Source organism: Micromonospora sp. A200 (genome assembly GCF_029893845.1).
Classification (GTDB): Bacteria; Actinomycetota; Actinomycetes; order Mycobacteriales; family Micromonosporaceae; genus Micromonospora; species Micromonospora purpureochromogenes.
This window is the reverse complement of the sequence record NZ_JARXXY010000032.1, coordinates 32464-57386: the sequence shown is the minus strand read 5'-3', so window position 1 is coordinate 57386 and position 24923 is coordinate 32464. Positions and strand designations below refer to the sequence as shown.

At 72.8% G+C, this 24923-nt stretch carries 27 protein-coding genes; 18 read left to right on the top strand and 9 right to left on the bottom strand.

Annotated features, from left to right (window positions below):
* The first annotated feature begins 75 nt into the window (after nucleotides 1-75).
* Nucleotides 76-306, top strand: a complete 231-nt coding sequence (locus M2302_RS25805; RefSeq protein ID WP_280840432.1) for a hypothetical protein — start codon at nucleotides 76-78, stop codon at nucleotides 304-306.
* A gap of 92 nt (nucleotides 307-398) precedes the next feature.
* On the opposite strand, the gene M2302_RS25800 is transcribed toward M2302_RS25805, so the two are convergent.
* Nucleotides 399-1151 (bottom strand): GH25 family lysozyme, encoded by a 753-nt coding sequence (locus tag M2302_RS25800; protein WP_280840431.1) that lies wholly within the window; start codon nucleotides 1149-1151, stop codon nucleotides 399-401.
* 156 nt (nucleotides 1152-1307) lie between these two features.
* Between M2302_RS25800 and M2302_RS25795 the strand changes: the two genes are divergently transcribed.
* The 4 genes from M2302_RS25795 (at nucleotide 1308) to M2302_RS25780 (ending at nucleotide 4512) form a co-directional block, all read left to right on the top strand.
* Nucleotides 1308-2051, top strand: coding sequence for a M50 family metallopeptidase (locus tag M2302_RS25795; protein WP_280840430.1), 744 nt, complete (start codon nucleotides 1308-1310; stop codon nucleotides 2049-2051).
* A 25-nt stretch (nucleotides 2052-2076) separates the two neighbouring features.
* The gene (locus M2302_RS25790; protein WP_280840429.1) at nucleotides 2077-3060 is read left to right on the top strand and encodes a 2-dehydropantoate 2-reductase N-terminal domain-containing protein; all 984 of its coding nucleotides are present in this window, start codon (nucleotides 2077-2079) and stop codon (nucleotides 3058-3060) included.
* Between the two features lie 61 nt (nucleotides 3061-3121).
* A complete protein-coding gene (locus tag M2302_RS25785) occupies nucleotides 3122-3613 on the top strand; it encodes a SigE family RNA polymerase sigma factor (protein WP_154939573.1) in 492 nt (163 codons plus the stop codon).
* The gene (locus M2302_RS25780) at nucleotides 3613-4512 is read left to right on the top strand and encodes a hypothetical protein (protein ID WP_280840428.1); all 900 of its coding nucleotides are present in this window, start codon (nucleotides 3613-3615) and stop codon (nucleotides 4510-4512) included. The genes M2302_RS25785 and M2302_RS25780 overlap by 1 nt, the downstream gene beginning before the upstream one ends.
* Nucleotides 4513-4563: 51 nt before the next feature.
* Here the strand turns inward: M2302_RS25780 and M2302_RS25775 are convergent, their stop codons facing one another.
* A complete protein-coding gene (locus M2302_RS25775) occupies nucleotides 4564-6147 on the bottom strand; it encodes an acyl-CoA carboxylase subunit beta (RefSeq protein ID WP_280840427.1) in 1584 nt (527 codons plus the stop codon).
* Between the two features lie 84 nt (nucleotides 6148-6231).
* Between M2302_RS25775 and M2302_RS25770 the strand changes: the two genes are divergently transcribed.
* Nucleotides 6232-7107: a biotin--[acetyl-CoA-carboxylase] ligase gene (locus M2302_RS25770; RefSeq protein ID WP_280840426.1), complete on the top strand. Its 876-nt coding sequence runs from the start codon at nucleotides 6232-6234 to the stop codon at nucleotides 7105-7107.
* 118 nt (nucleotides 7108-7225) lie between these two features.
* On the top strand, nucleotides 7226-7798 hold the full coding sequence (locus M2302_RS25765) for a PH domain-containing protein (protein WP_280840425.1): 573 nt from the start codon (nucleotides 7226-7228) through the stop codon (nucleotides 7796-7798).
* A 111-nt stretch (nucleotides 7799-7909) separates the two neighbouring features.
* Here the strand turns inward: M2302_RS25765 and M2302_RS25760 are convergent, their stop codons facing one another.
* Together M2302_RS25760 and M2302_RS25755 are read right to left on the bottom strand one after the other, a co-directional pair.
* Entirely contained in the window at nucleotides 7910-8626 is a 717-nt protein-coding gene (locus M2302_RS25760; protein WP_280840424.1) for a GtrA family protein, read from the bottom strand.
* Nucleotides 8627-8689: 63 nt separating this feature from the next.
* The gene (locus M2302_RS25755) at nucleotides 8690-9226 is read right to left on the bottom strand and encodes a GtrA family protein (protein ID WP_348529453.1); all 537 of its coding nucleotides are present in this window, start codon (nucleotides 9224-9226) and stop codon (nucleotides 8690-8692) included.
* Between the two features lie 461 nt (nucleotides 9227-9687).
* Here M2302_RS25755 and M2302_RS25750 point away from each other — a divergent pair, with 461 nt between their 5' ends.
* The 4 genes from M2302_RS25750 (at nucleotide 9688) to M2302_RS25735 (ending at nucleotide 14593) form a co-directional block, all read left to right on the top strand.
* Complete coding sequence (locus M2302_RS25750) at nucleotides 9688-11532, top strand: phosphoenolpyruvate carboxykinase (GTP) (protein ID WP_280840422.1); 1845 nt, start codon at nucleotides 9688-9690, stop codon at nucleotides 11530-11532.
* 37 nt (nucleotides 11533-11569) lie between these two features.
* Entirely contained in the window at nucleotides 11570-12433 is an 864-nt protein-coding gene (locus M2302_RS25745; protein ID WP_280840421.1) for a hypothetical protein, read from the top strand.
* A gap of 215 nt (nucleotides 12434-12648) precedes the next feature.
* Nucleotides 12649-13776 carry a geranylgeranyl reductase family protein gene (locus M2302_RS25740; RefSeq protein WP_280840420.1) on the top strand — a complete coding sequence of 376 codons (1128 nt, stop codon included), beginning with the start codon at nucleotides 12649-12651 and terminating at the stop codon, nucleotides 13774-13776.
* Nucleotides 13777-13822: 46 nt separating this feature from the next.
* The gene (locus tag M2302_RS25735; RefSeq protein WP_280840419.1) at nucleotides 13823-14593 is read left to right on the top strand and encodes an isoprenyl transferase; all 771 of its coding nucleotides are present in this window, start codon (nucleotides 13823-13825) and stop codon (nucleotides 14591-14593) included.
* A gap of 31 nt (nucleotides 14594-14624) precedes the next feature.
* Here the strand turns inward: M2302_RS25735 and otsB are convergent, their stop codons facing one another.
* From otsB to M2302_RS25720, 3 genes are all read right to left on the bottom strand, one after another.
* A complete protein-coding gene (gene otsB / locus M2302_RS25730; RefSeq protein ID WP_210776572.1) occupies nucleotides 14625-15449 on the bottom strand; it encodes a trehalose-phosphatase in 825 nt (274 codons plus the stop codon).
* A gap of 91 nt (nucleotides 15450-15540) precedes the next feature.
* Entirely contained in the window at nucleotides 15541-15894 is a 354-nt protein-coding gene (locus M2302_RS25725) for a hypothetical protein (protein ID WP_280840418.1), read from the bottom strand.
* 162 nt (nucleotides 15895-16056) lie between these two features.
* Nucleotides 16057-16497 carry a helix-turn-helix transcriptional regulator gene (locus tag M2302_RS25720; RefSeq protein WP_280840417.1) on the bottom strand — a complete coding sequence of 147 codons (441 nt, stop codon included), beginning with the start codon at nucleotides 16495-16497 and terminating at the stop codon, nucleotides 16057-16059.
* Nucleotides 16498-16761: 264 nt separating this feature from the next.
* Here M2302_RS25720 and M2302_RS25715 point away from each other — a divergent pair, with 264 nt between their 5' ends.
* The 6 genes from M2302_RS25715 (at nucleotide 16762) to M2302_RS25690 (ending at nucleotide 22086) form a co-directional block, all read left to right on the top strand.
* Complete coding sequence (locus tag M2302_RS25715) at nucleotides 16762-17106, top strand: hypothetical protein (protein ID WP_280840416.1); 345 nt, start codon at nucleotides 16762-16764, stop codon at nucleotides 17104-17106.
* Between the two features lie 31 nt (nucleotides 17107-17137).
* Nucleotides 17138-17491, top strand: coding sequence for a hypothetical protein (locus M2302_RS25710; RefSeq protein ID WP_280840415.1), 354 nt, complete (start codon nucleotides 17138-17140; stop codon nucleotides 17489-17491).
* A gap of 348 nt (nucleotides 17492-17839) precedes the next feature.
* Complete coding sequence (locus M2302_RS25705) at nucleotides 17840-19255, top strand: PhoH family protein (RefSeq protein ID WP_280840414.1); 1416 nt, start codon at nucleotides 17840-17842, stop codon at nucleotides 19253-19255.
* Between the two features lie 286 nt (nucleotides 19256-19541).
* Nucleotides 19542-20231, top strand: coding sequence for a lytic transglycosylase domain-containing protein (locus tag M2302_RS25700; protein WP_280840413.1), 690 nt, complete (start codon nucleotides 19542-19544; stop codon nucleotides 20229-20231).
* Nucleotides 20232-20345: 114 nt separating this feature from the next.
* The gene (locus M2302_RS25695; RefSeq protein ID WP_280840412.1) at nucleotides 20346-20999 is read left to right on the top strand and encodes a rhomboid family intramembrane serine protease; all 654 of its coding nucleotides are present in this window, start codon (nucleotides 20346-20348) and stop codon (nucleotides 20997-20999) included.
* Nucleotides 21000-21117: 118 nt separating this feature from the next.
* On the top strand, nucleotides 21118-22086 hold the full coding sequence (locus M2302_RS25690; RefSeq protein ID WP_280840411.1) for an NAD(P)/FAD-dependent oxidoreductase: 969 nt from the start codon (nucleotides 21118-21120) through the stop codon (nucleotides 22084-22086).
* A 104-nt stretch (nucleotides 22087-22190) separates the two neighbouring features.
* Here M2302_RS25690 and M2302_RS25685 read toward each other — a convergent pair whose 3' ends face one another.
* Nucleotides 22191-22880, bottom strand: a complete 690-nt coding sequence (locus M2302_RS25685) for a TetR/AcrR family transcriptional regulator (RefSeq protein ID WP_280840410.1) — start codon at nucleotides 22878-22880, stop codon at nucleotides 22191-22193.
* A 140-nt stretch (nucleotides 22881-23020) separates the two neighbouring features.
* Between M2302_RS25685 and M2302_RS25680 the strand changes: the two genes are divergently transcribed.
* The gene (locus tag M2302_RS25680) at nucleotides 23021-23938 is read left to right on the top strand and encodes an NAD-dependent epimerase/dehydratase family protein (RefSeq protein ID WP_280840409.1); all 918 of its coding nucleotides are present in this window, start codon (nucleotides 23021-23023) and stop codon (nucleotides 23936-23938) included.
* Nucleotides 23939-23971: 33 nt separating this feature from the next.
* On the opposite strand, the gene M2302_RS25675 is transcribed toward M2302_RS25680, so the two are convergent.
* On the bottom strand, nucleotides 23972-24892 hold the full coding sequence (locus tag M2302_RS25675) for a DMT family transporter (protein WP_280840445.1): 921 nt from the start codon (nucleotides 24890-24892) through the stop codon (nucleotides 23972-23974).
* Nucleotides 24893-24923: the final 31 nt, after the last annotated feature.

The following is a 24923-nucleotide window of genomic DNA, read 5'->3' as shown; positions in this document are numbered from 1 at the left end:
GTCCGTGTGAAATGGATTCGCATGACCTTCCCTCGTTCGGGGTATCTCTCCCGTGACGACGGAAGGAGGCACGACATGGGTCACCGACGCAAGGACGCCCGCCCCCGGCTGGCACTGTGGATGCTCGTTGCCCTCGGCGACATCGTCCTGCTGCTGGTCAGTGCCGGTATGCCGGCGCTGGTGGCGCTGCTCGCCGTCGTGGCGGTCGCCGCCGCCGGAGTCGCCGCCTGGCGTCTGTCCCGGCGGTCCGCACTGGCTGGCGAGGAGGCCGTGCCCGTGTCGATGGCCACGCGACGGAGGGCCTGAGCGCGAACGGACGACGGCGGCAGCCGGACCGGTTGTCCACCTTGATGGGTGATCATCGGTCCCGCTGCCGCCGACGCGCGTGGGGCTGCGGATCAGGTGTTGTTGGCCAGCGCGATCAGCCGGGTCCGGTCGCCGTTCCAGTAGTTGCGGTCGACGTCACCGCTGATCCCGGAGACCCGACCGGTGGCGGTGTACTGCCAGAAGCTCCAGAACGGGGCGCCGGCCGGCAGGGTGCCGACGGTGCTCGACCAGCGGGCGACCCAGAGCGGGTGGTTCGCCCAGGGGCCGGTCCAACTGCCGGTGCACTGGTTCCAGAAGCTGGTGGTGGTGTAGATGACCGCGTACCGCCCGGTGCGCGAGCGGTAGGTATTGAGGAAGTCCTGGACCCAGTTCCGCATGCCGGTCGTGCTCAGGCCGTAGCAGTAGCCGCCGCTGTACGGGTTGGCCTCGAGGTCCAGCGCCGCCGGGAGGGTCCGGCTGTCCGCCGACCAGGCGCCGCCGTTGGAGGCCAGGTAGTTGGCCTGGGTCGAGCCGGCGGAGATGTTCGGCCGGGCGAAGTGGTACGCCCCGCGGATCACCCCGGCGTTGTACGCGTTGACGTAGTTGCTGTTGAAGTTCGGGTCCTTGTAGCTCGTACCCTCGGTGGCCTTGATGAAGGCGAACTGGATGCCGGCGTTGCGGACGCTGGTCCAGTTGATGGTGCCCTGGTAGCGGGAGACGTCGATGCCGGGGGTGGTGGCCGCGGCCGCCGGTCCGGCGGTGGCGACGAGGGCCGCCGCCGCGGTGGCGACGACGGTGAGGCCGGCGGCGAGGAGCCGGCGCAGCGAAAACTTCGGACGGGTCATGGATGCCTCCAGGGACGCCGATTGATTGACGCCAATCTTTGGAGGTAGTTGCCCTAGATCGCAAGAGGGGTTAAGAAAATTTTCATCGACGTCCGTATGTGGCTCCCTGCCTGATCAGTATCGGTCAGCCGCGGCATGCCGGTAGGCTCCCCGCCCATGGTGTCGATCGACGGGCTGGGCGACCTCTGGGACAGACTCCTCGGCGCGCAGCCCGACCCACCCCCGCTGCTCGTCCTGATCACCGCCGTCGTCGCGCTGGTGGTGGTCGCCACCCGGCTGCCCTGGCGGGTCGGCCGCAACGCGGTGACCATCGCGCACGAGGGCGGCCACGCCCTCGCCGCCCTGCTGACCGGGCGCCGGCTGCACGGCATTCGGCTGCACTCGGACACCTCCGGCCTCACCCTCTCCGCCGGCCGCCCCACCGGCCCCGGCATGATCCTCACCCTGCTGGCCGGGTACGTCGCCCCGTCGCTGGTCGGCCTCGCCGGGGCCTGGCTGCTCGGCGGCAACCGGATCACCCTGCTGCTCTGGCTGGCGGTGGCGCTGCTGCTGGCCATGCTGGTGCTCATCCGCAACGTCTTCGGCGTGCTGTCGCTGCTGGTCACCGGCGGCGTGGTGCTCGCCGTCTCCTGGTACGCCGCGCCGCAGGTGCAGGCCGCCTTCGCCTGGACCGGCGTCTGGTTCCTGCTCCTCGGCGGGGTACGGCCGGTGGTGGAGCTGCAACGGTTGCGCAGCCGGGGACGGATGCCGCAGTCCGACGCCGACCAGTTGGCCCGGCTGACCCCGTTTCCCGCGCTGTTCTGGGTGACCGTGTTCGCCCTGGTGAACCTGCTCGCCCTGGCCGTCGGCGCGGCGCTGCTCGCCGGCCCGATCCTCACCGACGCCGGCCTGACCCTCTGACCGGTCGGGGGAGCAGAATGGCCGCATGCGGTACGTGATCATCGGAGCGGGCGCGGTCGGCGGCACCATCGGCGTACGGCTGGGGGAGGCCGGCCACGACGTGACGCTGGTGGCCCGCGGCGCGCACCTGGACGCGATCCGGCGGCGCGGGCTGACCCTGCGCACCCCGGACCGCACGGCGACCTGGCGCGGGCCGGCCACCGACGCTCCCGGGGAGCGGCCGCTGGCCGCCGACAACGTCCTGGTGCTCACCGTCAAGTCACAGGACACCCCGGCCGCGCTGGCCGCCTGGGCGGACGCGCCGGTCGTCGGTGGCGGCACGGCGGGGGAACGGCTGCCGCTGTTCACCGCCCAGAACGGGGTGGCCAACGAGCCGACGGCGCTGCGGCTCTTCGCCCGGGTGCACGCGGTCTGCGTCTGGCTGCCCGCCACCCACCTGGAACCGGGCGTGGTCGTCGCCAACGGGTACCCGCACCCGGGGATGCTGCACCTCGGGCGCTACCCGGCCGGCTCGGACGCGCTGGACCACACGGTGGCCGCCGACCTCACCGGCGCCGGCTTCGTCGCCCCGGTGCGCGACGACGTGATGCGGTGGAAGTACGGCAAGCTGCTGGCCAACCTCGGCAACGGGCTCCAGGCGCTGCTCGGCGGGGACGTCCCCGCCGACCTGCGCGACCGGGTCCGCGCGGAGGGGCAGGCGGTGCTCGCCGCGGCCGGGATCGCGCACACCAGCAGCGAGGAGGAGGCCGCCGAGCGGGGCGACCGGGTCGGGCACCGGCCGGTCGACGGGCAGGAGCGGTCCGGCAGCTCCACCTGGCAGAGCCTGGCCCGGGGTGTCGGCTCCACCGAGGTCGACCACCTCAACGGGGAGATCGTCCTGCTCGGTCGGCTGCACGGGGTGCCGACCCCGGCCAACGCCGCCGTCGCGTACGCGGTGCGCCGGGCGGCCCGGGAGCGGATCCCGGCCGGCGGCTTCCCGCCCGCGGAACTGGCGAAGATGATCGGCTGATCCGGCAACCGGCGTGGTGCCGCCGCGCGTGTCTCCTCCGAACGCCACGGGAGGTGAGCACGTGCCCGACGTCGACGGGTTCGACGAGTTCTACCGGGGCAGCCGGCAACGGCTGCTCGGCTTCGTCTACGTGCTGACCGGCAACGTGACCGAGGCGCAGGATGCCGTCCAGGAGGCGTACATCCGGGCCTGGCAGCGCTGGTCGACGGTGAGCGGGTACGACGACCCGGAGGCGTGGGTGCGGGTGGTGGCCTCCCGCATCGCGGTCAGCCGCTGGCGCAGCCTGCGCAGTCGCGCCCGGGCGTATCTGCGGCACGGCGTCGAGGAGAGCGTGCCCGGCCCCGGCGTCGACACCGTCGAGGTGGTCGCCGCGCTGCGCCGGCTCCCCGAGGAGCAGCGCACCGCGCTCGCCCTGTACTACCTGCTCGGCATGCCGGTTGCCGAGGTGGCCCGGCAGACCGAGGCCCCCGTCGGCACGGTGAAGGCCCGGCTCTCCCGGGGGCGCGCCGCGCTGGCCGGGCTGCTCGCCGTCTCTGACCTGGAGGAGGCCTGATGCGTGAGGACACGAACTTCGTCGATCGGCTGCACCGGGACCTGGGCGGGGTCCGCTGGGCCGAGCCGGAGGAGATCCGCGCCCGGGCGCGGCGCCGCAGCCGGCGTACGGCAGTGCTGGCGGCGACCGCCGTACTCGCGGTGCTTTCTGGTTCCGGGTACGTGGTGGCGGGTCGGTCAGGGGCGACGGCGCCTCCCGCGCCGCCGGTGGCGGCCGTCTCCGCGTCGACGGCGACCGCCGGGCCGGCCGAGATCCCGCGCGAGGCGCTGCTGTCGGCGCGGGACGTGCGGCTGAAGACCGGCACGCAGATCGGGGCGGCCGGCCTGGGCGAGGCGGTACGGGTCGATCCGGTGCTGGAGGCGTGTGGCCGCGAGCGGGGTGTGCCCTCGGCGGCGACGTCGCGCTATTCGCGGTCGCAGACCCTGCTGCGGCCGGCGGCCGACGGGGTTGTGCCACCGGTGCTCACCCAGGACGTCTACCGCATCGACCCGGCGCAGAGCCGGCTGCTCTTCGGCACCGTCGCCCTGCTGCTCGACGCCTGCGCCCAGTGGGAGATCAGCGGGTCGGGGCAGTTGGGCGGCAGGACGGTGCCGACCGTGACCCCGCACCGGTGGGAGCGGTCGGCCAGCGGGTTCGCCGGCGACGAGTCCGTGCTGCTGCGCCACGTGTCGCTGCCGCCGGCCAGCGTCGCCGACGGCACCGCGTTCAAGCTCCCGCCAGAGGTCGAGGCCACCATGGTGGTGCGGGTCGGTGACCTGGTCACCGTGATCACCACCGGGCCGGACACCCTCAAGGCCGACGGCACCGGTCCCGGCCCGGGCCTGAGCCGGGCGGACCTGGAGGGGCTCGGTCGCACCGCCGCCGGTCGGCTCTGCGCCGCCGCCGACCCGCGCTGCTGAACCGGAAGATCCCCGCGACCACCAGGGACGCGGGGATTCCGGTAACGCTCGCTACAGCGGGATGTTGCCGTGCTTCTTCGGCGGCAGGGTTTCCCGCTTGGTGCGCAGCACCCGCAGCGCGCGGACGATCTGGGCGCGGGTCTCGTGCGGCGGGATCACGCTGTCGACGTAGCCGCGCTCGGCGGCGATGTACGGGTTGGCCAGGGTGTCCTCGTACTCGGCGATCTTCTGGGCCCGGACGGCGGCCGGGTCCTCGGCGCCGGCCAGCTCCGAGCGGTAGAGGATGTTCACCGCGCCCTGCGCGCCCATCACCGCGATCTGCGCGGTCGGCCAGGCGAAGTTCAGGTCCGCGCCGAGGTGCTTGGAGCCCATCACGTCGTACGCGCCGCCGTAGGCCTTGCGGGTGATCACGGTGACCTTCGGGACGGTCGCCTCGGCGTACGCGTAGATCAGCTTCGCGCCGCGCCGGATGATGCCGTCCCACTCCTGGCCGGTGCCGGGGAGGAAGCCGGGAACGTCCACGAAGGTCAGCACCGGGATGTTGAACGCGTCGCAGGTACGCACGAACCGGGCGGCCTTCTCGCTGGCGGCGATGTCCAGGGTGCCGGCGAAGTGCATCGGCTGGTTGGCCACCACGCCGACCGGGCGCCCCTCGACCCGGCCGTAGCCGATGACGAGGTTCTGCGCGTAGAGCGGCTGCACCTCCAGGAACTCGCCGTCGTCGAGCACGTGCTCGATGACCCGGTGCATGTCGTACGGCTGGTTGGCCGAGTCCGGGATCAGCGTGTCCAGCTCCCGGTCCTCCGCGGAGATGTCGAGATCGGCCGGGGCCTCGTACACGACGGGCTCGTCGAGGTTGTTCGACGGCAGGTACGACAGCAGCGCCTTGACGTACTCGATCGCGTCCTCCTCGTCGGTGGCGAGGTAGTGCGCGTTGCCGCTGCGCGAGTTGTGGGTGCGGGCACCGCCCAGCTCCTCCATCGCCACGTCCTCGCCGGTGACCGTCTTGATGACGTCCGGGCCGGTGATGAACATGTGCGAGGTCTGGTCGACCATCACGGTGAAGTCGGTGACCGCCGGGGAGTAGACCGCGCCGCCCGCGCACGGGCCCATGATCAGCGAGATCTGCGGGATGACGCCGCTGGCCCGGACGTTGCGGAAGAAAATCTCGCCGTAGAGCCCGAGGGAGGCGACCCCCTCCTGGATCCGGGCGCCGCCGGAGTCGTTGATGCCGACCACCGGGCAGCCGATCTTCATGGCCAGGTCCATCACCTTGACGATCTTCTCGCCGAAGACCTCGCCGAGGGAGCCGCCGAAGACGGTGAAGTCCTGGGCGAAGACGCAGACCTGCCGGCCGTCGACGGTGCCGTAGCCGGTGACCACGCCGTCGCCGTACGGGCGGTTCCTCTCCAGCCCGAAGGCCGTCGACCGGTGCCGGGCCAGCTCGTCCAGCTCGACGAAGGAGCCCTCGTCGAGCAGCAGCTCGATCCGCTCCCGGGCGGTCTTCTTACCCCGCGCGTGCTGCTTCTCGACCGCGCGCGCCGACCCGGCGTGCACCGCCTCGTCGACCCGTCGCTCCAGGTCCGCCAGCTTGCCCGCGGTGCTGTGGATGTTGATCCCGGTCTCGGTAGTCACCCAGGGAATATAACGATGGTTCAGGACGATGCCGCTGTGCAGTACGCCTCAATACCCTCCGTCGCCCGGCCGTAGGCTGACGGGATGCCGGGCTCGCCGTACACCGATCTGGACCGCCCGCCGCTGTCGGCGGCGCGGCTGGCCCGCGCGCTGACCGCGCCGCACGGGCCCTGGCGCCGGCTCGACCTGCGGGCCGAGACCGGCTCCACCAACGCCGACGCGGTGGCGGCCGTCCGGGCGGGCGAGCCGGAGGGCCTGGTGGTGGTCGCCGAGCGGCAGACCGCCGGGCGCGGCCGGCGCGGCCGGGTCTGGCAGTCGCCGGCCCGCGCCGGCATCGCGACCAGCGTCCTGCTCCGGCCCGGCGAGGCCGTCGCCGACCGCGGCTGGCCGCCGGCCCCCGCCACCGGGTACGGCTGGCTGCCGCTGCTCGCCGGCGTCGCGCTGGTCGAGGCGGTGGCCCGGCTGGCGGAGCTGGAGGCTCGGCTGAAGTGGCCGAACGACCTGCTGGTCGACGACGCCAAGTGCGCCGGCATCCTGGCCGAGGCGGTGCCGGGCACGTCCCCGGCGCAGCCGCCGGCGATCGTGCTCGGGATCGGGCTCAACGTCACGCTCCGCGCCGACGAGCTGCCGGAGAACCCGACCGGCCTGCCGGCCACCTCGCTGCAACTGGCCGGCGCGACGGCCACCGACCGGGATCCGCTGCTGCGCGCGCTGCTCCGCTCGCTGGCCGACTGGTACGACCGCTGGCGCACCGCCGGCGGCGACGCGGTGGCCAGCGGGCTGCGGGACGCCTACGTCGCCTCCTGCGCCACCGTCGGCCGGCGGGTGCGGGTGCTGCTGCCCGACGGCGCCGAGCTGACCGGCCTCGCCACCGGCGTGGATTCCGACGGCCAGCTGCTGGTCGACACGGGCGCCGGGGAGCGGCGGTTGGCGGCCGGGGACGTGCTGCACCTGCGCTGAGCGCTCGGGTGGCGGTCCGGTTCGGGCGCGGCGCCGCGATCGGGCCGCGCGGCTGATCCGGCGGCTCGCGGTGACCGGTTACGGTCAGCGCGTCCGATCCGTGCCGAGGAGGTTCCCCGTGGCGTTTCCCGAAGACGTGCTCACCGAGGACGAGCACGTCGTCCTGCATCTGCACCCGCACTGGAAGGCGCTGCTGCGGCCGATCCTGGTGCTGGTCCTCGGCGTCGCCGCCGTGGTGGCGGGCTGGGTCCTGCTGCCCGACGGCGACGGCGCCACGATCGCGCTGTACGTGATCGCCGGGCTGGCCCTGGTGCTGGCGCTCTGGCTGGGCCTCTGGCCGTTCCTGGTCTGGCGCACCACGCACTACCTGTTCACCGACGAGCGGGTGCTGCTCCAACAGGGCGTGCTCTCCCGGGATCGGCGGGACATCCCGCTCACCCGGATCAACGACCACGCGATGAGCCAGCGCTTCGTCGAGCGGCTGCTCGGCTGCGGCACGCTCACCATCGAGTCGGCGGGCGAGCGCGGCCAGTCCGTGCTGCGCGACGTCCCGTCCGTGGGCCAGGTGCAGACCAAGCTCTACGAGCTGGTCGAGGCCCACCACGACGAGCACTCGCTGGGCGACGGGGAGATGCGCGACATCCTGGCCGACATGCGCGAGGGCAAGCCGCTGCGCGACCCCACCAGCTGACTCCTGTCCCGACTCCGGCCTGATCGACCCCGGTCCGCAGCGGTGGCGGTGTCCGAACGGACACCGCCACCTGGCGACCTTCGGGTGCCCGGGTCGTCCCGGGCGGCGGGGTCAGCGGCGGGGGCGGCGGGTGCTGGCGTGCAGTTCCGCGGCCAGCTCGGCGTCGAGGTCGGCGCCAACCGTGCTGCCCAGCCCGGCGTCCAGCGGGGCGGGACGTCCGGTCGGCTGCGGGAAGACCGGTTCGGCCTTCAGGCTGCCGGGCCGCTGCGCCGCCTGCTGCTGGGCCTCCTCCAGCTCACTGACCGACTCGGCGAGCTCGGCCACCGGGTCCAGCTCGGCCATGGTGTCCCACTCGTCCCGGTGGATCGTGTGCCAGGTCTCCTCGGCGTGCACGGGCACCGGCTGGAACACGAACGTCCGGTACGACCAGAACCGGAACATGGTCGCCAGCAGCACGCCGCCGGTCTTCGCCACGTTGAGCGCGAGCAGGCTGTTCACGCCCAGGCCGTACTTGGCGGCGGCAAGGACGCCCAGCTCGATCAGCAGGCCGGTGGCGTTGAACAGGAAGAACAGGACGTATTCCCGCTTCAACGCGGATTTCGGTCGATCCCGGTACGTCCAGTGCCGATTCATCAGATACGACGTGATCGTCGCCACCACGGTGGCGATCACGGTCGCCTTCAGTTGACCGTTGACAAAAACGGTGAGTGCCAGGACATTGAACACGGCGTAATTGATGACGGTGTTGATGCCACCGACGACGCCGAATTTGAGCGCCTCGTGGATGAACTTCTGCCAGCGCTCGGGCAGCAGACGGACAAGACGCATGCGGAACACCTTAGGGCAGTGGTTGGGGCCGGCAGGTCCCGGCCGGACGAGGTGGGCGGCAGGTCACGCCCCCGGCGGCCGGTCGTGCGCCGCCTCCGGAACCGGGGGATTTCCCGCTTCCACGAAGACGAACCGTCGGTACGACCAGAACCGGAACAGCGTCCCCAGGCCGGTGCCGACGATGAAGCTGGCGATGTTGTCGGCCAGCGGGGTCTGGAACACCTCCGGCCAGATGCTGCCCAGGCCGTACCGGCTGAACGCCAGACAGGCCACGGCGATGCCCAGGCCCACCGCGTTGAAGAAGAAGAACAGCGCGTACTCGCGGGCCGGGTTGGAGCGCTTGCGGTGGCGCCAGGTCCAGAACCGGTTGCCGACGAAGGCGACGCTGGCCGCGATGACGGTGGAGATCGTCTTGGCGGTCACCTGCTCGACGTCGCGCACGGTCGTCAGGTAGTTGAAGAGCGCGAAGTCGATGAGGAAGGCGATCCCGCCCACCGTGGCGAACTTGCTCAGCTCGCGGACGAGGTGACCGAAGCGGTCCAGCAGGGTGCGGACCAGGCCCGGGCGGGTCGGCGGAGACCCTGGCTGGTCCCCGGTCATCGTCGCGGCCACCCGCCGAGCGTACCGGTCGGGAGCGAGCCGGACGCGCAGCAACGGCGAGCCGGCCCGGATCGTCCCGACGCGGGTCGTGACCGGCCCGTCCGCTGCCGCCGCAGGTGAGCAGAGCGTAACTCTTTGTGGACCGATCGCCGATCGGTTCGCCCAATCGACGTGCCCGTCACCGGAAGCCCGGTTCCGCTGTCCGTCGTCGTCCGTTCCGGGTGGCCGACAACAGTTCGCCGCAGGATTTGCGTGAAACTGCGCGGGAAAGCGGGTATTAGCTCGTGATGCCGCAGCCGGGCCGTACCTTGTGCAGTTCTTCACAACCAGTCCCACTGACTCGCGGCTCGGCCCGGTTTACGCTGAGCGCAATCCCAGGTTTCCACGATGGCGACGCGGCTCGCGCCCGCCAGACTCGTGCACCCATAGAACGGTCAGCGTCGACCACAAGGAGATGTGTCATGGTTGCTCCGGCTACTGTTCGGGGTATCGATCAGGCCCCGACTACCCACCCCAAGCTGCTCGCCTGGGTCAGAGAAGTCGCGGAACTGACCACCCCCGACCGCGTGGTGTGGGTGGACGGGTCCGATGAGGAGTGGCGGCGCCTCACCGACGAGCTGGTCGAGTCCGGCACCCTGATCCGGCTCAACCCGGAGAAGAAGCCCAACTCGTTCTACGCGCGCACGGACCCGACGGACGTCGCCCGGGTCGAGGAGCGCACCTACATCTGCTCCGTCGACGAGGCGGACGCCGGCCCCACCAACAACTGGATGGCGCCGGCCGAGATGAAGCGGACGATGACGGAGCTGTACCGCGGGAGCATGCGCGGGCGCACCATGTACGTCATCCCGTTCTGCATGGGCCCGGTCGAGGCCGAGAGCCCCATGTTCGGCGTCGAGATCACCGACAGCCCGTACGTGGTGGCCTCGATGCGGATCATGACCCGGATGGGCGCCAAGGTCCTCGATGCGATGGGCGACGACGCCGACTTCGTGCACGCGCTGCACTCCATCGGCGCCCCGCTCGCCCCCGGCCAGCAGGACGTCGCCTGGCCGTGCAACGAGACGAAGTACATCTCGCACTTCCCGGAGAGCCGGGAGATCTGGTCCTTCGGCTCCGGCTACGGCGGCAACTCGCTGCTCGGCAAGAAGTGCTACTCGCTGCGAATCGCCAGCGTGATGGGGCGCGACGAGGGCTGGCTCGCCGAGCACATGTTGATCCTCAAGATCACCTCGCCGGAGGGCAAGGTCTACCACATCGCCGGCGCGTTCCCGTCCGCCTGCGGCAAGACCAACCTCGCCATGGTGGAGCCGACCATCCCGGGCTGGAAGGTCGAGACCATCGGCGACGACATCGCCTGGATGCGCTTCGGCGAGGACGGTCGGCTCTACGCGGTCAACCCCGAGTACGGCCTCTTCGGCGTCGCGCCCGGCACCGACTGGAAGACCAACGCCAACGCCATGCGGACGCTGGACCGCGGCAACTCCATCTTCACCAACGTGGCCCTGACCGACGACGGGGACATCTGGTGGGAGGGCATGGGTGAGCCGCCGGCGCACCTGATCGACTGGAAGGGCAACGACTGGACGCCGGAGAGCGACAGCCTCTCCTCGCACGCCAACAGCCGGTTCTGCACCCCGATCACCCAGTGCCCCATCCTCGCCGAGGACTACTACAACCCGAACGGCGTGCCGATCGACGCGATCCTCTTCGGCGGCCGTCGCAAGGACACCATCCCGCTGGTCACCGAGGCCCGCGACTGGGTGCACGGCGTCTACATGGGCGCGACCCTGTCCTCGGAGACCACCGCCGCCGCCTCCGGCGCGGTCGGCGTCGTCCGGCGCGACCCGATGGCGATGCTGCCGTTCATCGGCTACCACGCCGGGGACTACTTCCGGCACTGGATCGAGATGAGCAAGGGCACCGACGGCGACGAGGCCAAGCTGCCCAAGATCTACTACGTCAACTGGTTCCGAAAGGACCCGGAGGGCAGCTTCCTCTGGCCGGGCTTCGGCGAGAACTCCCGGGTGCTCAAGTGGGTCGTCGAGCGGATTGAGGGCACCGCCGACGCGGTCGAGACCCCGATCGGCATGGTCCCGGCGCAGGACGCGCTGGACGTCGAGGGCCTGGACATGACCCCGGAGGACGTCCGGATCGCCCTCAAGGTGGACCCGGAGGAGTGGCGCAACGAGCTTCCGCTGGTCACCGAGTGGTTCGAGAAGTTCGGTGACAAGCTGCCGGGTGTCCTCTGGGCCGAGCTGGACGCGCTGCGCGCCCGGCTCGACGCGGAGCAGCCGCAGAAGTAGGTGTGACGGTTGCCCGTACCGGGCAACATCGGATCCCATGAGGACGGCCGCCGAGACCACCGAGGTCCGGCGGCCGTCCGCCGTCCGGGCGCTGACCACGCTGCTCGCCGTCACGGCGGCGGCCACCGTCGTGGTCGAGCTGCTCAACTGGTGGTACGCCCCGGAGCAGGAGTTCGGCCTGGCCGTACGCACCGGTTGGGCGATGCTCCGCTCACTCGCCTTCCTGGTGCTGATCGGGCACGTCAACCGCGGTCGTACCGTGGCCCGGCCGTTCGGGCTGATCCTCGCAGTGACCACCATCTTCGCGGTGGGCCGGTTGGTGGTGCCGCGGCAGGGGGTGCCGCCGCTGCCCGGGCTGCTCGGCTTCGCCCTGCTCACCGCGCTCTGCGTGAGCGTGGTCGCGCTGCTCTACCGCTCCGAGGCGGTCGGCGCGTACCTCGTCCGGCACCGCAGGACCCTGGTGGTCTCCGGCGGCACGATCTCCTGGCGGGAGGCCGCCCCGAAGCGGCCGTCGGTCACCGGGTGGCTGCTCACCAGTCGGGTCGCCGCCTTCACGTACAGCCCGTTGATGCTGGTGCCGGCGCTGGTGGCCGGGGGCGCGATCCTGGACGGCCGGCTGGCCGCCGCGCCGGCGGTGGTGTTCTGGTTCCTCGCCGGCATCGCGGTCAGCTACGCGGTGCTCCTCTGCACCGCGTTCCTGATGCGCGGGCGGCGCTGGGCCCGCACCCTGCTGGTGGCGATCACCGTGGGCGTGCTCGCCGTCGACCTGCCGCTCTGCTGGTGGCTGCTCGGCGTCGACGGCCTGGTCCGGGACGGGGGCCCGCTCGTCGCCGCCGCCGTCCTCGCCCTCTACGGCCTTTGGCGCGCCACCCGCGCCGAACCACCCCCACCCCCCACCTGACCCCCCGGCCACCGGGCCCCGAGCCGCCTGACCCCGTTGATCAAGAGGTTTGCGTCAGGATCCCGCCCTGTTCCGACGCAAACTTCTTGATCAACGGGGTCAGGCGGGCGGGGGTGGGCCGGGGGTTGGGGTGGGTGGTCGGGGTGGCGGCGGGGTTCGGGGGCGTGGGGCGGGCAGGATGGGCCGGTGGGCGGCTGCGGGCGGGAGGCGACGCGGTGAGCGACGAATTCGACCTGATCGTGGTCGGGGCGGGTCCGGCCGGGGCGGCCGCCGCGCTGGCCGCCCGCCGGGCCGGTGCCCGGGTGCTGCTGCTGGACCGGTCCGACTTTCCGAGGGACAAGGCCTGCGGGGACGGCATCGCGGCGCACGCGCTGGACGTCCTCGCCGGGCTGGGGGTGACCGATGCGGTGGCCGGGTACGCCCCGCTGCCCGCGCTGCGCCTGGTCGGTCCGGGCGGCCCGGCGGTGGCCCGGGCGCTGCCCCGGCCCGCGTACACGGTGCCCCGCGAGGTGTTCGACGCCCGGCTGGTCGCGGCGGCGGTGGCCGCCGGCGCCGTGCTGTGCCGGCACACCGTCCGCCGGGTCGAGCCGCGCCACGACCGGGTGGTGCTGGACGGGGAACTGGCCGCGCGGGCGGTGGTCGGCGCGGACGGGGCCGGGTCGATCGTCCGCCGCGCGCTCGGCCACCCGCCGAACCCGGACCGCCACCTCGCCCTCGCCATCCGGGGGTACGCCCCGGCGCTGCCCGGCCCGCCCGAACAGTTCATCGTCACCTCGGGGCCGCGCTGGCCGGCGTACGCCTGGTCCTTCCCGATCGGCGACGGTCGCGCGAACGTCGGGTACGGGGAGGTGCTGCGGGGCGAGCCGCTGAGCCGCGCGCACCTGCTGGACCGGCTCGCCGCGTTGCTGCCGGCGACAAACCCGGCCACGGTCACCGGGCTGCGCGCCCACCACCTGCCGCTGTCGACGCACCGGCCGTCGCCCGGTCGGGGTCGGGTGGTGCTGGCCGGCGACGCGCTCTCCCTGATCAACCCGTTCACCGGCGAGGGGATCTTCTACGCGCTGCTCTCCGGGGCGCTGGCCGGCGCGGCCGCCGCGGCGGCACCGGAGCGGGCGGCCGACCGGTACGCCCAGGCGCTGCGCCGGCGGCTCGGTACGCACCTGCGGCACAGCTCGATCGCCGCCTGGCTGGCCCGGCACCGGCGGGTGGTCGACGCCGCCGTCCGGGCGGCCCGCCGCGACGACCGGGTCTACCGCAGCGTCGTCGAGTTGGGGCTCGGTGACGGCCGGCTGGACGCCCGCACCCTCGCCATGATCGGCATCGGTCTCTCGGCGCGTAGTTAACCTCCGAGGTCACCATCGGCCGGGCGGGTCGCTACCCTGCAAGGTGATGACTCTGCGGAACCTCCTCTACTCCGTGTACGAGCGCCGGCTGACGGCGTCGCTCGCGGGCAAGCCGGTGCCTCGGCACGTCGGCGTCATGTGCGACGGCAACCGCAGGTGGGCGCGGGAGATGGGCTTCGTCGACCCCAACGACGGGCACCGGATGGGCGCTGAGCGGATCAAGGAGCTGCTGCGCTGGTGCGACGCCGCCGGTGTGGGCCACGTCACGCTCTGGCTGCTCTCCACCGACAACCTCTCCCGGCCGGCGGAGGAACTGGATCCGCTGCTCCAGATCATCGAGGACCTGACCACCGAGCTGGCCGAGGAGGGCAACCCCTGGCGGCTGCGGATGGTCGGCGCGCTCGACGTGCTGCCTTCGCACCACGCGCAGGCCCTCAAGGCCGCCGAGGAGCGCACCCGGGACCGCGCCGGTGGCGCCCAGGTCAACATCGCCGTCGGGTACGGCGGCCGACGCGAGATCGCCGACGCGGTGCGCTCCCTGCTGCTGGAGCACGCCGCCACCGGCGGCACCATCGAGGAGCTGGCCGGCGCGCTGGACGTCGACCACATCTCCGAGCACCTCTACACCAAGGGCCTGCCGGACCCGGATCTGATCATCCGGACCAGCGGTGAGCAGCGCCTCTCCGGCTTCATGCTCTGGCAGTCGGCCCATTCGGAGTTCTACTTCTGCGAGCTCAACTGGCCCGACTTCCGCCGCGTCGACTTCCTCCGCGCCCTGCGCTCCTACGTCAACCGCCAGCGCCGCTTCGGCGCCTGACGGGCTCGCCCGCGCCCACGGCGGCCGCCGGTCAGGTCAGGTGGGGCAGGGCCCTGGTGAGGAAGTCGCCGAGGGCGGCCGGTGAGTCGAGGGTGAGGTCGGCGGCGTCGGCCACCTCGTGACCGGTCTCCGGGTTGGCCACGGCCACGCAGACGCCGAAGAAGTCCGGGTCGGCGGCGGCGCGGGCCCGCAGCGCGGCGAAGGCCTTGATGTCGGAGACGTCGTCGCCGAAGTACCAGGCGCCACCGGCGTCGCGAACGATCTCGCCGATGACCAGGCCCTTGTCCCGGTCGACCGGGGGCTTGAGCTCCAGCACCATCCGGCCGGCCTGCACCTTCAGCCCCAGCCGCTCGGCCTGCGCCCGTCCCCACTGCTCGACCTGCGGCCCCAGCCCCGGCGCGGTACGCCAGTGCAGGGCGACGCTCAACCGCTTGAACTCGACCAGCGTGCCGGCCGGCAGTTCGGCCCGGGCCAGGTCGGCCAGCTCGGCCATGGTCGGCACCCAGGGCAGGGCGGCCGGCTCGGTCACCGTCTCGCCCCCGGAGTGGCTGTGCTCCAGCCCGTACAGGCCGTACAGGTCGATGCCGGCGAGGCCACCGAGGTGGTCGCGGAGGAAGTCGACCGGGCGGGCGGAGACGATCGCCACCCGCTGCACCACCGGGGCGAGCGCCTCCAGCGCGGCGAGCACCTTGGGCGCGGGCTGCACGGCGGTGGGGTCGTCGTCGACCGGCGCCAAGGTGCCGTCGAAGTCGAAGAAGAGCACCGTGTGGGCCGCCCGCGCGGCGGTGGCCCGCCAGGCGTGTTCGGCGTCCAACGGAGTCTTCGGCTGTTGGTTGCCCAGATTCAACGGCGGCACGCGCGACAGCGTACCCCGGCGGCGACGGCTCATTCGTGGCCGCGAGATGACGTCTTCTCGCCTCCGGCGGTGGGCGATTTCCGGTGGCCGGTCAGCGTTCGGCGGCTCCCCGGCGCGGGCGCCCGAACGGCACCACGTCGGCCGCCTGGCCGTGGCTGAGCAGGTAACCCTCGACGAATCCGGTGTTCCGGTCGCCGGCGTGCGTCTCGATCTCGTTGAGCCGGGCGACCAGGAACTCGGTCAGTGCGCTGACCCGGTCGTTGAGCCGCTCGTGCAGCTCGGCGACCACGGCCAGCACCACCGCGGTGCCGGCGGTGGTGAGCGCGAGGAGGTTGACGACCAGTGGCATCTGCTCGCCCTCGACCGCGCCTATCGCGACGTTTGCGGTCACGAACGATGTCACCGACACCGCCGCGACCACGACTGCCCACCATTTCAGGGTCATGGACAGACCCCTCCTTCTGTCCCGCAGGGCTGGGTTCGGCCTTGTCCCGTCCCCCCGCCGATGACGAGCCCAAGCAGTACGAATACGGACGCTAGCGCGCCCGATCCCGGCCCGTAGCGAAACGAAGAGGTCTGACCAGGCGTTCTTTCGCCATCTGAGGAACTACCCGGCCTGTTCGTCTCGTTTTCGGACGTCGGCCGGCAGAGTCGGGCGATAAGCGAGGTAACGAATGGTTTCTCGAATGTGGAACTTCTCCGCTTCCGAGACGGCGGGATCGACCAGCCGGCGCAGCAGGGCCTCCACGTCCGGGTCCATCGGGGGTGGCGTCGCCGCGGCGCGGGGCGCGGCGGCCCGGTCCCAGCCCAGCGCGGCGAAGGCGGCGGCGGGGTTGAGCCCGAGCCCCTCGCAGAAGGCGACCACCCGCTCCACCTCCGGGTCGCTGGCCCAGTCGCCGCGGACCCACCGGTTGATGGTCTGCCGGGAGACGCCGGTGCGGCGGGAGACCTCGGTGCCCGTCCAGGCCCGCATCGCCCGGGCGTCGTCGAGCGCCCGGCGGACGAAAGTGGCGAAGGCGATCTTCCGGGCGGGGGCGGTCTCGGTCACCCCGTGACGGTACGGCCGGACGGCCGTGGTGGGGAGTCCGTGCGTACGGGTGTCACGCGAACGGGACGACTCTCTCCGGGCGCGTGTTAACGATCCAGGGGCCTTTCCGAGGGGTGTCACCTGGGCAGAATAGAAGGACTTAGGTGCGGCGGTAACCGGACGAAAAGCTGATACTGTCACGCTCGTGGGACAATCTACGGTGTGTCACGTGCATGAGACGATTAGTGCTCACATGCGTCACGCCCCCAGCGCGAGGGAGGTGCGGTGACCGAGCTCGCGACCCGTGCCCAGGCCTTCGGCCTGATCGCGGAGGGGGTGGCCGCGGGACTGAGCGCACCCTGGCGCCTCTACCTCGCCCGAGGGTGCCGCTACCTGTCCCTGAGCGTGGGGGACCGGGACGAGTGGAACGCCTGGCGTACCCATCTCGGTTGCCCGGAGCTGAGCGTCCGGGTCTACGACGCCGGCGGAGAGATCCGCCGCTCCTCGGTCGCCGAGATCGTCGTGGACGGGTGCCGGATCAGCGTCGAGCTGGTGGAGGAGGTCAGCACCGACGACCTGGAGCGGCTCCTGGTCGTCGACCCCACCACGATCGAGCCGGAGGACCGGTGACCGGGCCGGCGCGGCGCGGCGGAGCCGCCGGATGAGCCCGTTCCTCGCGGTCTTCCTCGTCCTCGTCCTCGGCGCCACCAGTTACGCGGCGGGCCGGCTGCATGGCCAGCTCAGCTACCGGATCGGCTATCGCTTCGGCTACCGGCAGGGCTACTTCGACGGCGACCGGGGGGCGTGGAACCGGCGACGCCGCGACGCCCAGGCCGCGATCGCCTCGGCCCTGGCTGGGCCGGTGAGCGGGCCACCGGTGGTGACCACCGCGACGGTCACCACCACCGCGGTCGCCCGCCAGGGGACCACGTACACCGGCTCCTCGTTCACCGCCCCGGTCCCGCCGGTCACCGGCCGGCACCCGACCGGGACCCTCGTCCGGCGGCAGGGCTGACGACCCACGCCGGCACCGACCCGGTGCGTCGTCCGCGGCGGGCACGCACCGTCGGGGCCACGTCAGACCGGTGACGGTGGCCCCACCGGCCGGGATGCGCGCAGGGGGCATGCATCCCGGCCGGTCCGCCGCCGCCGTTCACGTCCCGGTCGAGGGAGATCCATCTCCACCTCTAGCCGAGGTGGCCCGGCGCCGCTAGCGTCTAGGCATGGCACGGGGTTCTCCCGGGCCAGCCGGTCCGCCCGGAACTGCGACCTCGCGCACGGGGTTCCGCATCCGACCCCGTGTCCCCGGGCACCGGAGGAGGCGGAACACGGGTGGCGGGTGCCCATCCGTCGGAGCAGGCCTGTGACGACTCGCCGTACGCCCGCCGGTGCCGACCAGACCCCGGCCGCGACTGCCACGACCCGCCGAGCCACCCGGAGCCGCCGTACGACGGCCGCCGCCCCGGCCGGCACCGAGGAGCCCCGACCAGCCGGCCAGGCGTTCGTCCTGGACACCTCGGTGCTCCTGTCCGACCCGGCGGCGTTCCACCGCTTCGCCGAGCACGAGGTGGTCCTGCCCCTGGTGGTCATCTCCGAACTGGAGGGCAAGCGCCACCACCCCGAGCTGGGCTGGTTCGCCCGGCAGTCCCTGCGCATGCTGGACGAGCTGCGGGTGCGGCACGGGCGGCTGGACCGTCCGGTGCCCGCCAACGACGCCGGCGGCACGCTGCGGGTGGAGCTCAACCACTCGGACGACGGCGTGCTGCCGCCGGGCTTCCGCACCGAGTCCAACGACGCCCGGATCCTCTCCGTGGCGTTGAACCTGGCCGCCGAGGGCCGGGAGGTGACCCTGGTCAGCAAGGACATGCCGCTGCGGGTCAAGGCCGCCTCGGTCGGGCTGCGGGCCGACGAGTACCGGCACGGGCAGGCCAGCGACCCCACCTGGACGGGCATGGCCGAGCTGGAGTTGGGCGAGGAGGAGATCGGCCGGCTCTACGCCGGTGAGACCCTCGACCTGGACGCCGCGGCGGGCCTGCCCTGCCACACCGGCCTGGTGCTGCACTCGGCCCGCGGCTCGGCCCTGGGCCGGGTGCTGCCCGACAAGACCGTCCGGCTGGTGCGGGGCGACCGGGAGGCGTTCGGCCTGCACGGTCGCTCGGCCGAGCAGCGCGTCGCGCTGGACCTGCTGCTGGACGAGTCGATCGGCATCGTCTCGATGGGCGGGCGGGCCGGCACCGGCAAGTCCGCGCTGGCGCTCTGCGCCGGCCTGGAGGCGGTGATGGAACGCCGCCGGCACAAGAAGGTGATCGTCTTCCGCCCGCTGTACGCCGTCGGCGGCCAGGAACTCGGCTACCTGCCCGGCTCGGAGTCGGAGAAGATGTCGCCCTGGGCGCAGGCGGTCTTCGACACCCTCGGCGCGGTGGTGCACGAGAACGTGCTGGAGGAGGTCACCTCCCGGGGCATCCTGGAGGTCCTGCCGCTGACCCACATCCGGGGCCGGAGCCTGCACGACGCCTTCGTGATCGTCGACGAGGCGCAGTCGCTGGAGCGTGGCGTGCTGCTCACCGTGCTGTCCCGGATCGGTCAGGGGTCCCGGGTGGTGCTCACCCACGACGTCGCCCAGCGGGACAACCTGCGGGTGGGCCGGCACGACGGCGTGACGGCGGTGATCGAGGCGCTGAAGGGCCACCCGCTCTTCGCGCACGTCACGCTGAGCCGTTCGGAGCGGTCGCCGATCGCCGCGATGGTGACTGATCTGCTGGAGGACATCCCGCAGTAGTCGTCTCGGGCGTCCGTTGCGCCCACTTCCGTCCACATTCACCTTGTGGCGCAGGTCACAAATGGGTCTCTTGGTTTCCCATCAGCCTCACTGTGCGCGATGGTGTCCAACGAGCGCCCGCGCCCCGACAAGATCGTCGAGTATCGTTCGTCCCACCCCAGGACGAGCCCCGGCGAGAGTCGGTGCGTCGGATGCGACCGGCTCCGGTCGGGGCGCTCGCGGCACGACCGCGTCCGGAGACGGCCGGCCCGCGCCGCGTCCTTGCCCCCGACGAAGGGACCACTTCGTGAGTCGGCTGTGGAGCCGGTTCGGCGCCCGTACGGCCGCCGTCGCACTGCTCTCCGTGGGCGTTGCCGGCGGCTTCTATCTGGGCGAAGACCGGGAAACCCAGCAACAGGGCCTGACCGCGCAGGTCGGCCTCCAGGTCGACCAGGCCGAGTACGACTACCAGCGCGAGCGGCAGGCCGACCACCAGCGCAGCTCCGCCAAGCAGCGGGCCGCCGAGTACCAGGCGAAGCTGCGGGCCGCCGCGGCCGCCAAGGAGGCCGCCGAGCGGGCCCGCGAGGCCGAGGCCGCCGCGGCGTCCCGGAAGAAGGCGCGGGAGGCGGCGGCCAAGGAGGCCGAGGCCAAGACCCAGCCGTTCACCGGTCCGATCCCCGCGTCCTGCAACGAGTTCAGCGGCAACCGCGAGATCGGCTGCGCGCTGCTGCTCGACGCCGGCTTCAAGATTGACCAGATGCCGTGCCTGGACAAGCTCTGGACGAAGGAGAGCGGCTGGAACCACAAGGCCAGCAACCCCTCCTCCGGGGCGTACGGCATCCCGCAGGCCCTGCCGGGCAGCAAGATGGGCACGGTCGCCGACGACTGGCGGACCAACCCGGCCACCCAGATCAAGTGGGGCCTGGGCTACATCGAGGGTCGGTACGACACCCCCTGCGGCGCCTGGGCGCACAGCCAGAACGTCGGCTGGTACTGATCGTGCGAACGAGGGCGGGGCGGGTGGGCGACCACCTGCCCCGCCCTCGTCGTGCCCCGGGCCGGCGCGCCGCCCAGGTGGCGGTCGGCCACGAATGCTGATACCCCTGTCAGGGTGACCCTGCACCCACCGGGCGGCGACCCGGCCCGGTTCGGCACCGACGCGTTCTACGCCGCCCTCGGCCGGGCCTTCGTCGCCATGTGCGCGGTCGTGCCGTTCCTCTTCCTCATCGAGGCCCTCGACCAGGGGCTCGACTTCGGCCTCGACGTGGCGGCGGGGATCATCCCGCACCGCATCCAGGGCCTGGACGGGGTCTTCTTCTCGCCGTTCCTGCACCACGGCTTCGAGCACCTCTACAGCAACAGCATTCCGCTGATCCTGCTCGGCACCTTCGTGCTCGCCGCCGGCACCCGGCGCTTCCTCTGGTCCACCCTGATCATCGTGCTGGTCAGCGGGCTCGGCGTCTGGTTCACCGGCGCGCCCAACTCGGTGGTCGTCGGCGCCAGCGGGGTGATCTTCGGCTACCTCGGCATGCTGCTGACCCGGGGCCTGGTGGAGCGCAGCTGGTGGAACCTGGCGGTGGTGCTGCTGGTCGGCCTGCTCTACGGCTGGCAGCTGCTCGGCATCCTCCCCACCGACGAGCGGATCTCCTGGCAGGGGCACCTGTTCGGGCTGCTCGGCGGGGTGGTCGCGGCGATCCTGTTCCGGCGCCGCCGGCCCGAGCCGGGCGGGCCGTACCACTCGGAGTCGACCCTCACCATGCCCTGAGCCGGGCGACCCGCCGCTGGGCCACCGGAGATCGGGACATGCTTGCCCGGCCGGTGCGGCGGGCCTACCGTCGGCATCAGCACGCGTTGATCCGCCAGCGGAAAGCGACGGTACGCCCATGCGCGAGGTCGATGTCGCGGTGATCGGGGCCGGCCCGACGGGCCTGTTCGCCGCGTACTACGCCGGGTTCCGCGGGCTGTCCGTGGCGGTCGTCGACGCGCTGCCCGAGCCGGGCGGGCAGATCACCGCGATGTACCCGGAGAAGCTGATCCTGGACGTCGCCGGCTTCCCCGCCGTCAAGGGGCGGGACCTGGTGGCGAACCTGGTCGCCCAGGCCGCGCCGTTCCACCCGGAGTACCTGCTCGGCACCCGGGCCGAGAAGCTCGCCCACGTCGACGGCCGGCCGGTGCTCGGGCTCGCCGGCGGTGACCAGCTGCGCTGCGGCGCGGTGGTGATCACCGGTGGGCTGGGCAGTTTCACCCCGCGCCCGCTGCCGGTGGCGGAGAGCTTCGTGGGCGGCGGGATCGTCTACTTCGTACCCGAGCCGACGGCACTGGCCGACCGGGACGTGCTGATCGTCGGCGGCGGGGACTCGGCGTTCGACTGGGCGTTGACCCTGCAACCGCTGGCCCGCTCGGTGACGCTGGTGCACCGGCGGGAGAAGTTCCGGGCGCACGCGTCGACGGTCTCCCGGGTGCTGGCCCTGCCCGTGCGGGTGATCGTCAACGCCGAGCTGACCCGGCTGCACGGGGACGCGACGGTGACCGCCGCCGAGATCACCGTGCGCGGCGGCGACGCGGAGACGCTGCCGGTCGACACGGTGGTGGCGGCGCTGGGCTTCACCGCCGACCTCGGACCGCTGGCCGAGTGGGGGCTGCGGCTGGACCGCCGGCACATCGTGGTCGACAGCGCGATGGCGACCAACCTGCCGCGCGTCTTCGCCGCCGGGGACATCACGGAATACCCGGGCAAGGTGCGGCTGATCGCCACCGGCTTCGGCGAGGCGGCCACCGCGGTCAACAACGCCGCCGTCGCCATCGACCCGAGCGCCCACCTCTTCCCCGGCCACTCCTCCGACGCCGGCTGACCCACCCCACCGCGCCGATCTTGCACTTTTGGACCTTGGTGTGTCCCCTATGGCCGCTTTGTCGGGGCAGCAAGTGCAAGATCGCGGGAGACGGGGACGGGTGGTCAGTGGGGGAGGCCGATGAGGTCGGCCATCAGGCCGGTCTGGTGGTTGAAGTACGCGTCTCGGTGCGGGAGCGTCCGGTTGATCCGGCCGAACAGCTCGAAGCTGATCAGGCCGAAGAGCTGGGTCCAGCCGGCCATGCCCCTAGCCAGCAGCGACTCCGGCAGGCCGGGGAAGAGCCCGGCGGCGATCTCGGCCAGGTCGGCGCGCACCGGTTCGGGCAACTCGTCGTCGGGGGCGGCCAGCCGCCCGTCGACCAGCCCGTCGCGCAGGATGCCGACCAGGGTCACCGGCGGGCGCTGGGCCGGCAGGACGGTGTCGTCGGGTGCGGCGTACCCGGGCACCGGGCTGCCGTAGAGCAGGGCGTACTCGGCGGGGTGGGCGAGCGCCCAGTCCCGGGCCGCCCGGCACACCGCGTGCCAGCGGCCGCGCAGGTCCTGCCGGTCGGCGTCGGCGTCGGCCGACTCCACCGCGTCGCCGAGCGCGTCGTACGCCTCCAGGATCAGCGCGGTGAGCAGGTCGTCGCGGCTCGGGAAGTAGCGGTAGATGGCGGAGGAGACCATCCCCATGTCCCGGGCGACCGCCCGCAGCGAGAGGTTGGCGCCGTCGGTGGCGAGGTGGCGGCGGGCCACCGCCTTGATCTCGTCGAGCATCTCGGCGCGGACCCGGGCGCGGATCGAGGAAGCGGGCATGGGTCCACTCTGCCACGGACTGGAGCGGCAATCAAAAAAGAGAGCACTGCTCTTGACGACCCGATGGGCGAACGGGCATGCTGGTGTCGGCAAGTGAGAGCAGTGCTCTCGGTTAGTATCCCCGCTTCGAAAGGCGTCCCATGTCGCTGCACGTGATCGTCGGCTCCGGTCCGGTCGGCACGGCCACCGCCCGTCTCCTCGCCGACCGGGGTGAGCGCGTCCGGGTGGTGACCCGCCGGGGCAGCGGGCCGGAGCACCCCGCCGTCGAGCGGGTCGCCGCCGACGCCGCCGACGCCGACCGGCTCACCGCGCTGACCGAGGGCGCGGACGCCCTGTACAACTGCGCGAACCCGGCGTACCACCGGTGGCCGACCGACTGGCCGCCGCTGGCCGGCGCGCTGCTCACCGCCGCCGAGCGGACCGGCGCCGTGCTCGCCACGGTCGGCAACCTCTACGGGTACGGGCCGGCCGACGGCCCGATGACCGAGCAGACCCCGCTCGCCGCCACCGGCACCAAGGGCGGGGTGCGCAACCGGATGTGGTCCGAGGCGCTCGCCGCCCACCGGGCCGGCCGGGCCCGGGTCACCGAGGTGCGCGGCTCCGACTACCTCGGCGCCGGCGGCACGTCCCTGCCGATGCTGGTGCTGCCCCGGGTGCTCGACGGGCGGCGGGTCTTCCTCCCGGTCGACTGGGACGCCCCGCACACCTGGACGTACATCCCGGACGTCGCCCGTACCCTCGTCGTCGCCGCCGCCGACGCGCGGGCCTGGGGCCGGGCCTGGCACGTGCCCAGCGCACCCGCCGCCGGCATGCGCGAGCTGGCCACCCGCGCGGCGGCGTTGGTCGGCGCGCCCGCGCCGAAGCTGACCCGGATGCCCTACCCGGTGCTCTGGCTCGGCGGCCTGGCCGACCCGTTCGCGCGGGAGCTGCGCGAGACGGCCTACCAGTTCGACCGGCCGTACCTGATGGACTCCACCGCCGCCACCGCCACCCTCGGCATCGACGCGACGCCGCTGGACCGCGCGATCGAGGAGACGGTCACGGCCCTGCGCCGCTGACCCGCCGGCACCCGCCGCGAGCCCGGCCCGGGCTCAGCGGCGGGGCGCCGGGCCGAGCGCGGCCACCAGCACCGCCACCAGGGTCAGCGCGGCGCCCGCCAGGGTCGCCGGCCCCGGGTGCGAGGCCGCGGTGGGCAGGACCAGGTCCAGCAGTACGGCCCCGACGATCTGCCCCGCGATGGTGGCCAGCCCGAGCAGCAGCACCCCGGTGAAGCGGACGATCGCCGCCGCGATCGCGATGAACACGATGCCGATCGGCCCGCCCAGGTAGAGCCACGGCTCGGCGGGCAGGGCGCCGGCCGGCCAGCCCCGGACCGCGCCGTCGACGGCGAAGGCGACCAGCAGGGCGATCGTGCCGACGGTGAAGTTGACCAGCGTGGCCGCCAGGGCGCTGCCCGAGGCGACCCGGACTCGACCGTTGACCGCCTGCTGCCAGGCGATGCCGACCCCGGCCAGCAGCGGCAACAGGGCCAGCATCAGGGCTCCCCGGTCGCCCAGCCGGTCGCCCACCGCCAGCAGGACGGCGAGCACGGTCAGCGCCGCACCGGCCAGCCGGCTCGGCGTCACCGGCTGCCGGCCGGCCGGGCCCACCCCGGCCCGGTCAACCGCCAGACTGCTCGCGGACTGGCCGGCGACCACCGCCACCGTGAAGACGGCGACCCCGAGCGTGCCGATGGTGAGCCCCTGGGTGGCGACCAGGAACGCCCCGCACAACCCACCCAGGCACTGCCACGGGCGCAGGGCGCCGTCCCGCAGCGCCGCGCGCAGGTCGCGCAGTCCCCGCCGCCCACCCGGGGTGGCGGGGACCAGCACCAGCAGCACCAGCAGGCCCAGCCCGAACGAGACCACCGCGGCGGCGATCCCGTCGGCCAGGCGTACGCCCAGTTCGCCGTTGATCCGGGACTGCACGGCCACCGTGACCCCCGAGGCGGTCGCCAGCCCGGTCGCGGCGATCCGCCGGGACGCCGGGACGGTCGGACGGACC

What these genes read in the sequence shown, in the direction of transcription:
- M2302_RS25805 (WP_280840432.1), top strand. Translation starts at nt 76, where the DNA reads ATGGGTCACCGACGCAAGGACGCCCGCCCCCGGCTGGCACTGTGGATG.
- M2302_RS25800 (WP_280840431.1), bottom strand. Translation starts at nt 1,151, where the DNA reads ATGACCCGTCCGAAGTTTTCGCTGCGCCGGCTCCTCGCCGCCGGCCTC.
- M2302_RS25795 (WP_280840430.1), top strand. Translation starts at nt 1,308, where the DNA reads ATGGTGTCGATCGACGGGCTGGGCGACCTCTGGGACAGACTCCTCGGC.
- M2302_RS25790 (WP_280840429.1), top strand. Translation starts at nt 2,077, where the DNA reads ATGCGGTACGTGATCATCGGAGCGGGCGCGGTCGGCGGCACCATCGGC.
- M2302_RS25780 (WP_280840428.1), top strand. Translation starts at nt 3,613, where the DNA reads ATGCGTGAGGACACGAACTTCGTCGATCGGCTGCACCGGGACCTGGGC.
- M2302_RS25770 (WP_280840426.1), top strand. Translation starts at nt 6,232, where the DNA reads ATGCCGGGCTCGCCGTACACCGATCTGGACCGCCCGCCGCTGTCGGCG.
- M2302_RS25760 (WP_280840424.1), bottom strand. Translation starts at nt 8,626, where the DNA reads ATGCGTCTTGTCCGTCTGCTGCCCGAGCGCTGGCAGAAGTTCATCCAC.
- M2302_RS25755 (WP_348529453.1), bottom strand. Translation starts at nt 9,226, where the DNA reads ATGACCGGGGACCAGCCAGGGTCTCCGCCGACCCGCCCGGGCCTGGTC.
- M2302_RS25750 (WP_280840422.1), top strand. Translation starts at nt 9,688, where the DNA reads ATGGTTGCTCCGGCTACTGTTCGGGGTATCGATCAGGCCCCGACTACC.
- M2302_RS25745 (WP_280840421.1), top strand. Translation starts at nt 11,570, where the DNA reads ATGAGGACGGCCGCCGAGACCACCGAGGTCCGGCGGCCGTCCGCCGTC.
- M2302_RS25735 (WP_280840419.1), top strand. Translation starts at nt 13,823, where the DNA reads ATGACTCTGCGGAACCTCCTCTACTCCGTGTACGAGCGCCGGCTGACG.
- M2302_RS25725 (WP_280840418.1), bottom strand. Translation starts at nt 15,894, where the DNA reads ATGACCCTGAAATGGTGGGCAGTCGTGGTCGCGGCGGTGTCGGTGACA.
- M2302_RS25710 (WP_280840415.1), top strand. Translation starts at nt 17,138, where the DNA reads ATGAGCCCGTTCCTCGCGGTCTTCCTCGTCCTCGTCCTCGGCGCCACC.
- M2302_RS25690 (WP_280840411.1), top strand. Translation starts at nt 21,118, where the DNA reads ATGCGCGAGGTCGATGTCGCGGTGATCGGGGCCGGCCCGACGGGCCTG.
- M2302_RS25685 (WP_280840410.1), bottom strand. Translation starts at nt 22,880, where the DNA reads ATGCCCGCTTCCTCGATCCGCGCCCGGGTCCGCGCCGAGATGCTCGAC.
- M2302_RS25680 (WP_280840409.1), top strand. Translation starts at nt 23,021, where the DNA reads ATGTCGCTGCACGTGATCGTCGGCTCCGGTCCGGTCGGCACGGCCACC.